Annotated in this window: 9 protein-coding genes and 1 other RNA gene; 9 read left to right on the forward strand and 1 reads right to left on the reverse strand. The window is 49.9% G+C overall.

What is annotated here, in order from left to right; translation table 11 throughout:
• Positions 1 to 1,014: penicillin-binding protein activator (locus tag B2X00_RS10120; protein WP_290487419.1), on the reverse strand; the 1,014-nt coding region annotated here is incomplete at its 3' end.
• 85 nt (positions 1,015 to 1,099) lie between these two features.
• Here B2X00_RS10120 and rsmI point away from each other — a divergent pair.
• From rsmI to mraY, 9 genes are all read left to right on the forward strand, one after another.
• The gene (rsmI, locus tag B2X00_RS10125) at positions 1,100 to 1,975 is read left to right on the forward strand and encodes a 16S rRNA (cytidine(1402)-2'-O)-methyltransferase (RefSeq protein ID WP_290487420.1); all 876 of its coding nucleotides are present in this window, start codon (positions 1,100 to 1,102) and stop codon (positions 1,973 to 1,975) included.
• Between the two features lie 45 nt (positions 1,976 to 2,020).
• An RNA gene (gene rnpB / locus B2X00_RS10130) (RNase P RNA component class A) lies at positions 2,021 to 2,376 on the forward strand.
• Between the two features lie 259 nt (positions 2,377 to 2,635).
• Positions 2,636 to 3,094 carry a division/cell wall cluster transcriptional repressor MraZ gene (gene mraZ, locus B2X00_RS10135; RefSeq protein WP_071463071.1) on the forward strand — a complete coding sequence of 153 codons (459 nt, stop codon included), beginning with the start codon at positions 2,636 to 2,638 and terminating at the stop codon, positions 3,092 to 3,094.
• Positions 3,094 to 4,041, forward strand: a complete 948-nt coding sequence (rsmH, locus tag B2X00_RS10140) for a 16S rRNA (cytosine(1402)-N(4))-methyltransferase RsmH (RefSeq protein WP_290487421.1) — start codon at positions 3,094 to 3,096, stop codon at positions 4,039 to 4,041. The genes mraZ and rsmH overlap by 1 nt, the downstream gene beginning before the upstream one ends.
• Positions 4,034 to 4,351, forward strand: coding sequence for a cell division protein FtsL (ftsL, locus tag B2X00_RS10145; protein WP_071463073.1), 318 nt, complete (start codon positions 4,034 to 4,036; stop codon positions 4,349 to 4,351). The genes rsmH and ftsL overlap by 8 nt, the downstream gene beginning before the upstream one ends.
• The gene (locus B2X00_RS10150; RefSeq protein ID WP_290487422.1) at positions 4,342 to 6,108 is read left to right on the forward strand and encodes a peptidoglycan D,D-transpeptidase FtsI family protein; all 1,767 of its coding nucleotides are present in this window, start codon (positions 4,342 to 4,344) and stop codon (positions 6,106 to 6,108) included. Before ftsL ends, B2X00_RS10150 begins: the two co-directional genes overlap by 10 nt.
• Positions 6,095 to 7,552, forward strand: coding sequence for a UDP-N-acetylmuramoyl-L-alanyl-D-glutamate--2,6-diaminopimelate ligase (gene murE, locus B2X00_RS10155; RefSeq protein ID WP_290487423.1), 1,458 nt, complete (start codon positions 6,095 to 6,097; stop codon positions 7,550 to 7,552). Before B2X00_RS10150 ends, murE begins: the two co-directional genes overlap by 14 nt.
• Entirely contained in the window at positions 7,545 to 8,957 is a 1,413-nt protein-coding gene (locus B2X00_RS10160; protein WP_290487424.1) for a UDP-N-acetylmuramoyl-tripeptide--D-alanyl-D-alanine ligase, read from the forward strand. Before murE ends, B2X00_RS10160 begins: the two co-directional genes overlap by 8 nt.
• Positions 8,951 to 10,033: a phospho-N-acetylmuramoyl-pentapeptide-transferase gene (gene mraY / locus B2X00_RS10165; RefSeq protein ID WP_290487425.1), complete on the forward strand. Its 1,083-nt coding sequence runs from the start codon at positions 8,951 to 8,953 to the stop codon at positions 10,031 to 10,033. Before B2X00_RS10160 ends, mraY begins: the two co-directional genes overlap by 7 nt.
• Positions 10,034 to 10,035 lie beyond the last annotated feature (2 nt).

Genomic DNA, 10,035 nt, shown 5'->3' on the forward strand with positions numbered 1-10,035 from the left:
AACCCAAGCATTGACATGTTTTTTCAATAGCGGCCCGATGACGAATTGCTGCTCGTTTTCAAGCAGACGGGCTTGCAGTGCGGTTAAGTCTTCTGCTTCAGTATCATAAAATCGTACATGCACGTCAGCGAGCTGCGCCGCTGACGCGATAATGCCATCGCGCACGGCTTCGCCTTGTAGTCGATAACTCCCCGACAACGGCAGCAGTACCGCCACTTCTTTAATCACCTGAAAGTCGTTATGAGTTATGAAACTCTCAACAATTGAACGGGCATAATGTTGATTGTAGGCAGTTAGCCATTGCTCGAGCGCCTGTTTCAGATTATCGGCAGATTGCGCCCGGTGAGTGGACTCAATCAGCCGCCACCAACCCGCCAAGCTCGTACGGTTGGGGCGTTGTGAAGGTAGTTGCTCGCTGTTCACTTGGCGCGCGACCGACCACAGCGTATCGAGGTTCATATTACTATCGGTTTGATAAGCCTCATCTAAGTAACTCAAGGCTTGCCAATAATGCTTTTGCTGTTGGTAAGCGTCGGCGATGAGCAACAAGGAGGTACGTTTTAACTGGCGATCAGTGAATTGATTCATGATCGGAGCAAGTTGTTCAACCACTTGTTGCCACTCACCACTATGATGATACCAGCGTGCCAGCGACAGCGCATATAACCGTTTATCTGAGGGGCGCATTGTCGTTGGGTCAAGTTGCGACAGAATAGCTGCGCTGCGTTGATAATTGCCCTGATTCTGAAACGCGAAAGAGGCCTCGACTAATGCCATTTGTTGGCTCGCTGCATTACCTTCATTACGCGCTTTTTCCAGCCACTGCTCGGCGGTCAAGGTATCGCCTTTATTGGCAGGTGTAACAACGTTTTGCTCAACGGGTGAGGTGGTTGGCTGAGTACTGCGCTGAGGCGACTGTGCACAGCTTATAAGCAAGGCGGCGGCCAAACAAATGATAGCCCGTTTAGCGTAGGTCGCTAATGATAAACCTTTAGATTGACTCGATACGTTCACACTCACCGCCTAGCAAAATTATCACGTGTTTAAAGTTAAATGATACTATAAGTCGCTACTCGAATTACAACACAACGGAATCACCATGTCACAGCAACAAAGTGAAAAGTCATCGCAAAGCTTAGGAACGTTATATATTGTGCCGACTCCAATAGGTAATTTGGCGGATATGACGGAACGAGCGGTGACGACTTTACAGCAGGTTGACCTAATTGCTGCGGAAGATACACGTCATAGTAGACCTTTACTGCAACAATATAATGTTAGTACGCAGGTGTTGTCAGTGCATGAGCACAACGAGAGTAGTCGAGCAGGGCAACTGATTGAAAAGCTGAAGCAAGGTTTAAATATTGCATTGATCAGTGACGCCGGCATGCCGCTCATCAGTGACCCCGGCTATGTGATTGTGCGCGAATGTCGCGCGGAGCAGATCCCCGTTGTCGCGTTACCAGGTGCCTGCGCTTTTGTAACGGCGCTCGCCGGTTCTGGCTTAGCAACGGACAAATTTATGTTTGAGGGCTTCCTGCCCGCCAAATCTGCGGCGCGTAAAAAGGCGTTTGCACACCTAGCCGATCAAACCCGTTCTGTTGTGTTTTATGAAAGCCCGCACCGGATTGAATCATGCCTTGAAGATCTCGCTGAAATCTTGCCCTGTCGTCATGTGGTGTTAGCCCGTGAGTTGTCAAAGCAATATGAAACCTATTTGAGCGGAACCGCGAGTGAATTGCTTGCCCAAATGCATGAAGACAGCAACCAAAAGCGCGGCGAAATGGTGTTGATGATCGGTGGCGTCGAGAAGGAAACCGCGCAGGACGATCAAATCAGCGTGGAGCAGCAACGCGCCGTTACCTTATTAATGCAGCACCTGCCTTTGAAAAAAGCAGCCGCGGTGACAGCTGAGCTTTATGGTGGCCGCAAAAATGCACTTTACCAATGGGCGATTGCCCAGTCAGACGACTAAAACATTTGTATAGCGTCGGCTAAATGCGTAGAATCGCCGCCTGAAGAAGCCTGCCAGGCAATCGCTGCTTATCGTTTTCGGTAAGGGGAGGAAAGTCCGGGCTCCATAGGGCAGAGTGCCAGGTAACGCCTGGGCAGTGAAAGCTGACGACTAGTGCAACAGAGAGCAAACCGCCGATGGCCGCTTGCGGCTCAGGTAAGGGTGAAAGGGTGTGGTAAGAGCACACCGCGCGTCTGGCAACAGTACGTGGCACGGTAAACTCCACTCGGAGCAAGGTCAAATAGGGGTTCGTTGGCGCGGCCCGCGTTGAACCCGGGTAGACTGCTTGAGAATACGGGCAACCGTATTACTAGATGAATGATTGTCCACGACAAAACCCGGCTTATCGGCGGGCTTCTTCACCTCCTTTCTTTATTGACCGTCCAGTTATAACGCCTAATTAATTTATAATTATCATTCACTTAACTGATCCCGATCGGGTCTGCGTTGAGATCGATATCTTTCTTAACGGCTCTCAAGCTATTCCTCGGAGCTGATAAAGCCTGTGTAAAAGCGTGTTTAGGCGCGTGATAAAACTTGACAGTGGGAATCTTATCTACCTAGACTGTAACATTGTGGGGATTTGTGGATAATTGTGGATCGCAACGATCAGGTGACATCATGTTTCGTGGTGCAACAACAATAAACTTAGACAGTAAAGGACGCTTGGCTATACCCGCCAAGTATCGTCATGCGCTGTCGATCGACTGTGACGGTAAGATGGTCTGCACCATCGATATCAAGCAGCCGTGCCTGTTGTTATACCCATTACCAGAATGGCAAGTCATCGAGAAAAAATTGACACAGTTATCCAGCATGAACCCCACCGAGCGACGCTTGCAGCGCCTTTTACTGGGCCACGCTGACGATTGCGACATGGATAAAAATGGTCGCTTACTGATTTCCTCGCCGCTGCGTTTGCATGCAGGGCTAGAGAAAAAACTGATGTTAGTTGGGCAACTGAATAAATTTGAAATTTGGTCAGAAGAGGCTTGGCAGCAGCAGATTGCAGAGGATCTCAAGGTCGAACAAGAAGGTGACTTTGAGTTAAATGAACGACTAGAAGACTTTTCACTTTAATGACTGAGCAAAACGCACCGCATATTTCAGTGCTCCTCGAGGAGTCCATTCACGCACTTGTGACGGACCCCGATGGGATCTATATAGACGCCACCTTCGGTCGTGGCGGTCATACGCGTGCGTTACTGAACAAATTATCCCCCAAAGGGCGTGTCATTGCCCTTGACCAAGACCCACAGGCAATAGCGTCAGCCCAAGCGCTGGCAGATGATGAGCGCTTTAGTATTATTCACACCCCATTTAGCGATCTTGCGCGCATCATAGAGCAGCAACAGCTTGCTCACCAAGTCACAGGTATTTTATTTGATCTTGGCGTCTCATCCCCACAACTTGATGATGCTGAGCGTGGTTTTAGTTTCATGCGTGACGGACCTTTAGATATGCGTATGGATAGCAGTCGTGGTGAAACGGCTGCAGACTGGCTTAGTTACGCCGAAGAAGATGATATTACTTATGTGTTGAAAACCTACGGTGAAGAACGGTTTGCGCGAAAAATTGCGCGAGCCATTGTTCATGATCGTGAACAAAAGCCGTTTACTCGAACCCGTCAACTAGCTGAGTTGATCGGCCGGTTAGTGCCATCGAAAGAAAAGCATAAGCATCCTGCGACCCGTAGCTTCCAGGCGATTCGCATACATGTGAATCGTGAGTTAGAACAAATCGAAGATGCGCTAGAAGCGTCGTTGACTGCGTTAAAAGAAGATGGGCGCCTAGTTGTCATCAGTTTTCATAGTTTGGAAGATCGCATCGTGAAACGCTTTATGCGAACTCACAGCCAACCCAAACAGGTACCCCCTGGGCTGCCGATCACTGAAGCAGAACTGAATAAAGATCGTCGTTTAGCACTGGAAAGCAAGGCGATTAAACCCAGTGCAGCAGAGCTTGAGTTGAACCCACGCGCACGCAGTTCGGTGTTACGTATCGCACGGAGGTTAGCACATGGTTAAGACACGCTATCCTTCGTTGCCGGTCATGCTGCTGCAAGACTTAACGCGCTTCAAATGGGTGATTGCACTCGCGATCGCTGTGATTGGATCAGCATTAACTGTGATCTACACCGCCCATCAAAATCGCTTACTGACCAGTGAGCGGGATGAGTTATTGTCGACACAAGATAGAATCGATCGTGAGTGGCGTCACTTGGTGCTCGAACAAACTGCACTGACTGAACATAGTCGCGTCGAACGGATTGCTCAAGAACAACTCGGCATGATCGATGTCGATGCCAAACATGAGGTGCTAGTGCCATGGCAATAAAGCGCGCACCCAAGAAAAACCAACGTAATACTAAGAAGCTTAGTCCGGCGGGTACGCGCTGGCGCTTTGTCACCGCGTTGGGCGTGCTGTTTTTTGTGTTTAGCATCTTGGTAGCGCGAGCCGCCTATATTCAAGTGATCAATCCAGAGCAGTACTCCTTGCAAGGTGACCTGCGTAGTCTGCGTTCCGATAGTTTAGGCGTGCAACGGGGCATGATCGTCGACCGCAATGGCCGAGAGCTCGCGGTGAGTGTTCCGGTAGAAACGGTTTGGGCCGATCCGAAGCGTATTGCAGAAAGCGGCGCGCTTGCTGATCAGCGCCGTTGGCAAGCGCTAGCGGAAACGTTTCGAATGAATCGAGATGAACTATTAGCTAAAGTCGACGACCCCGACCGTCGCTTTGTTTATTTACAGCGTAAAGTATCACCCAGTGAAGCGGACTACGTGCGTCAGCTTGGTATTCCGGGCGTTTACTTAAAAACAGAATCGCGTCGGTATTATCCAACCGGAGAAATTAGTGCACATGTTGTGGGTATTACCAATATCGATGGTCAAGGTCAGGAAGGGCTTGAACTATTATATGATGATCACTTAACCGGTACCCCCGGTAAGCGAGTTTACCGCAAGGACGCGCAAGGGCGGGTTATTGAGGAAATTAGCCAAACAGATGCGCAGCCACCTAAACAATTAACACTTAGCATTGACCAGCGGATCCAAGCGACTGCCTATACCGAGCTGAAAAAAGCCGTGCGCTACAATCAGGCAACTTCGGGTTCGGCTGTTGTGGTCAATGTAAAAACAGGTGAACTGTTGGCTATGGTCAATAGCCCGTCCTACAACCCTAATAATCGTGCGGACTTACAAAGCTTTAAGATGCGTAACCGTACGATTACCGATGCCTACGAGCCCGGCTCTACTGTCAAGCCTTTAGTCGTATTAAGCGCGTTAGAGCATGGCACCCATAAAGTGGGCGATATCATTGATACCAATCCAGGTTGGTTGCGTATCGGCGGTCGCCGCGTGAGTGATCACCGTAACTTGGGCAAATTGTCGCTGACCGAGGTACTGGAGCACTCGTCTAACGTGGGTGTTACCACTATGGCGCTTGAGCTGGGTGTTGATAAACTGCTCGAAACATACTTCGACGCTGGGTTTGGCTCCGATACCGGGGTGTCGCTTTTAGGTGAGAGCTACGGACTATTGACCACGCGTCGTCGGTGGTCAGATTTTGAGTTGGCAACATTGTCTTATGGTTACGGCCTGTCTGCGACCACGCTCCAACTCGCAAAAGCGTATACGATGATAGCTAACGGTGGACGCGACATGCCCCTAACGGTATTTCGTCGCGAATCTAAACCTGAATCTGAACAAGTATTTAACCCCGACAATACCCGTGCTGTTCTGCACATGATGGAACGCGTCGTTTCTGACGGTACCGCCACTGCAGCGCAAGTGCCAGGTTATCGTATTGCTGGTAAAACGGGCACTAGCCGCAAGGCGCGTGCGACCGGTGGTTATGGTGACGAGTATGTCGCTCTGTTTGCCGGGATTGCACCGGCATCCAATCCTGAAATTGTGGTCGTTGTCACCATCAATGAACCAGGAACCGACGACTATTACGGCGGCACAGCAGCGGCGCCGGTGTTCTCGAGCATTGTGTCGCAAACCATGCGGCTACTTAATGTTCCACCAGACGATATGACGTCGCAACCGATGAAAGCAGCGGGCTTTGTAGGAGGTGCAGATGCAACTCCGTGAGTTACTGCCTCCATTGCCAATGCCTGTGCCTAATGTTGAGGTCAGTGGTATTAAATTGGACAGCCGACAAGTCGCCAACGGCGACTTATTTGTCGCTGTGCCGGGGTATGTCACCGATGGTCGCGATTACATGGATAAGGCGATTACCGCAGGCGCTCGTGCAATCTTGGCTGAGGGACCTAGTTTACGAAGCGAGACTAAAAACGGTGTGGTATGCCTGTATATGCCGGGTGTTAAAGAGCAACTATCGGAAATTGCCGGACGCTTCTTTCATCACCCTTCGAAGCAGGCAACGGTGGTTGGTGTCACTGGCACTAATGGCAAAACGTCGGTAACACATCTGGCGGCTCAGTTAGCAGAAAAGCTGGGTTACAGAGCCGCGGTGATTGGTACGACGGGCAGTGGTTTGATCGGCCAACTATTGCCCGAGAAGCATACGACACCAGATGCGGTCACCGTACAACAGCGTTTGTCGACGTTAGTCGCCGAGGGCGCTGATTTTATCGCCATGGAAGTCTCATCGCATGCATTGGTCCAGCGTCGTGTCGAGGCTTTGCATTTTGAAGCGGCAGTAGCAACTAATATCAGTCGTGATCATTTGGATTACCACGGCAGCATGACCCATTACGTGGATGCCAAACGTCGTCTGTTTGAAGACTTTGAACTGAACCATCGCATTATCAATATCGATGACAGTTATTTAGCAGGTTGGATCGATGGTACAGCAGACGTGCTGTCAATCTCACTGCTAGGCAACGAGCGAGCGCACATCCGAGTCAGTGAGTTAGCCTTTGCAGAGCATGGCACGACTTTTACGCTCAGTTACCACGGACGCTCCGCTCAATTTGCCACACCGCTGTTGGGTCGCTTCAATGTCTATAACGTGGTCAGTGCGGTCGCAATTATGTTGGCTCAACAACACTCATTAGCGACGGTCGCCGAACATTGTCGGACATTAACGCCGGTGCCTGGACGCATGGAAGCGTTTCAAGCGGGCGACTCACCTTTAGTCGTCGTTGATTACGCGCATACACCTGATGCGTTGCAACAGGTTTTGCAAGCTTTGCGTTTACATTGCAAGGGTAAGCTGTGGTGTGTATTTGGTTGTGGGGGCGATCGCGATCGTGGTAAGCGACCGCAAATGGGCCAAGTAGCGGCAGAGTATGCGGATCGTGTGGTAGTGACCGACGACAATCCACGCACTGAGGCGCCGCAGCAAATTATTGCTGACATCATGGCAGGTATTGCTGATAAACGTAAGGTTCATAGTATGGAAGGTCGTCGCCAAGCGGTACTCGATACTATCGAGCGGGCCGCTAAAGATGACGTAGTGTTACTCGCAGGCAAAGGTCACGAAGACTATCAAGTTATTGGTCAAGAGCGTATTGATTATAACGAGCGTCAGCTCGTGCAGGACTGGATAAGCGGGGTGAGCCATGATTGATGTATCTTTAGAATGGGTTGCACACGCCGTGCATGGTGAGCTTCACGGTATCATCGACAAGCAACGGGTGATCAATCAGGTGAGCACAGATACGCGTGCGTCCCTAGAGTCAGCATTGTTTATTGCCCTTAAAGGGGACCAGTTTGACGCTCACGATTTTATTCCACAAGCGCTAGAAAAAGGTGCCGCGGCTATCGTCAGCCAACAACCGCTAGCTGACGATATTCCTCATATCCTAGTTGACGACACGCGTTATGCGTTAGGCCAGTTAGGCGCTGCGGTAAAAGCTGAAGTGGCACCAAAAACCATAGCGATCACTGGAAGTAACGGAAAAACTACGGTTAAAGAGATGTTGGCAGCCATTATTGGTCAACGCCACAAGGTGCTAGCAACCGCTGGTAATTTTAATAACGATATAGGCGTACCTTTAACGCTATTGCGGTTAGAGGCTCAGCACCAATATGCGGTTATTGAACTCGGCGCTAATCATGCGGGCGAAATTGCCTATACCACCTCATTAACGCGCCCCGACGTGGCTATTTTAAACAATGTCAGTGCCGCACACGTTGAAGGGTTTGGTTCGGTACAGGGTGTTGCCAAAGCAAAAACTGAAATTTTCCAAGGTTTACCCGAAAGTGGGCTTGCTATAACACCGTATGAAAGTGAGTACTTACCTTGTTGGCGAAAAGTCCGTTCTGGTAAGCGTCTGCAAACGTTCGGTTTGAGCGAGCAGGCTGATGTTAGCGCGAGTGAGATAGAACTGAATAGCTTGGGGCAAGCCACATTTAAGTTGAGCATTAATGACCAGAGTTGGACAGTTGCTTTGCAACTGAGCGGCTTACATAACGTTAAGAATGCGCTGGCAGCCAGTGCTGCTGCCCTTGAAATAGGCATGTCCGCTGAAGAGATTATCGCTGGATTGGCAACTTTATCACCCGTCAAAGGGCGACTCACGCCAATTCAGTTAGCCAATAACTTAACTGTCATCGACGATACTTACAATGCCAGCGTGGCCTCGACCAAGGCGGCGCTTGACCTGTTAGGCAGCTACCAAGGCACAACCATCATGGTACTGGGTGATATGGCCGAGCTCGGCGCGGAAGCGCGCGCTTACCACGAAGAAATAGGTGAGCACGCTATTCAAGCCGGTATCGGTAAGTTTTTTACCTTAGGCGTATTGAGTCAAAGTGCCAGTGAAGTATTTAACGGCCGGGGTGGTAAACACTTCTCATCTATTGATGGGCTTGTGAATGAAGTTTTACAAACCATTACACAACAATCGGCAAATGATCGCGTCACAGTGTTGGTCAAAGGATCACGCTCGTCACACATGGAGCGTGTCGTTAACGCGTTACAAGAACACTACAAAAACGCAGAATCACAGGGAGATCAACACGCATGTTAGTTTGGTTGGCTGAGTATCTGACTCAGTTTGAAAGCGGCTTTAACGTTTTTTCTTACCTTACTCTGAGGGCTATCCTCAGCGTACTAAGCGCGCTCATGCTTTCGGTCTGGTTAGGGCCGTGGCTGATACGTCGCCTGCAACGCTTACAAATTGGCCAAACCGTGCGCGATGATGGACCAGAAAGTCACCTCAGTAAATCAGGCACGCCCACCATGGGCGGTGTGCTGATTTTAGCCGCGATTGTGGCGTCATCATTGCTATGGGCTAACCTTGAAAATAAATACGTGCTGGTAACGCTATTTGTCGTCGTTGGTTTTGGCATTATTGGGTTTGTTGATGACTATCGCAAAGTCATCCGCAAAGACCCGAAAGGATTGATCGCCAAGTGGAAGTATTTCTGGCAGTCGGTGATTGCCAGTTGCGCCATCGGTTTTCTTTATTGGAGCAGCCAACTGTCGGCAGAGACTGCATTGTTGGTTCCGTTCTTCAAAGAAGTCATGCCTCAATTGGGGCTGCTCTATCTATTTTTAGGTTACTTCGTCATTGTCGGCACCAGTAATGCCGTGAATCTTACCGACGGCCTCGATGGTTTAGCCATCATGCCCACGGTTATGGTTGCTGGCGCCTTAGGTGTATTTGCCTACGTATCAGGTAACGTAAATTTTGCCGAGTACTTGCAGATCCCCTATTTACCGTTGTCGGGCGAGCTTCTCGTCGTATGCGCTGCCATCGTTGGCGCTGGGCTCGGCTTCTTATGGTTTAACACTTATCCCGCTATGGTATTCATGGGTGATGTTGGCTCTTTAGCGCTCGGGGCAACGCTCGGCGTTATCGCCATTTTAGTCAGACAAGAACTGGTTTTATTTATAATGGGCGGCGTGTTTGTCATGGAAACCCTATCGGTCATGCTTCAGGTCGGTTCATATAAGCTACGGGGTAAACGTGTATTCCGTATGGCACCTATTCATCACCATTACGAGTTAAAAGGATGGCCTGAACCACGCGTTATTGTGCGTTTCTGGATTCTCTCGTTGATATTCGTGCTTATTGGTCTAGCCACACTGAAGTTAAGGTAACT

The sequence above is a fragment of the Idiomarina sp. UBA3162 genome (assembly GCF_002364475.1).
Lineage (GTDB): Bacteria > Pseudomonadota > Gammaproteobacteria > Enterobacterales > Alteromonadaceae > Idiomarina.

Bases quoted from the DNA above. Each gene is read 5' to 3' on its own strand.
- rsmI (WP_290487420.1), top strand. From the start codon at position 1,100: ATGTCACAGCAACAAAGTGAAAAGTCATCGCAAAGCTTAGGAACGTTA.
- mraZ (WP_071463071.1), top strand. From the start codon at position 2,636: ATGTTTCGTGGTGCAACAACAATAAACTTAGACAGTAAAGGACGCTTG.
- rsmH (WP_290487421.1), top strand. From the start codon at position 3,094: ATGACTGAGCAAAACGCACCGCATATTTCAGTGCTCCTCGAGGAGTCC.
- ftsL (WP_071463073.1), top strand. From the start codon at position 4,034: ATGGTTAAGACACGCTATCCTTCGTTGCCGGTCATGCTGCTGCAAGAC.
- B2X00_RS10150 (WP_290487422.1), top strand. From the start codon at position 4,342: ATGGCAATAAAGCGCGCACCCAAGAAAAACCAACGTAATACTAAGAAG.
- murE (WP_290487423.1), top strand. From the start codon at position 6,095: ATGCAACTCCGTGAGTTACTGCCTCCATTGCCAATGCCTGTGCCTAAT.
- B2X00_RS10160 (WP_290487424.1), top strand. From the start codon at position 7,545: ATGATTGATGTATCTTTAGAATGGGTTGCACACGCCGTGCATGGTGAG.
- mraY (WP_290487425.1), top strand. From the start codon at position 8,951: ATGTTAGTTTGGTTGGCTGAGTATCTGACTCAGTTTGAAAGCGGCTTT.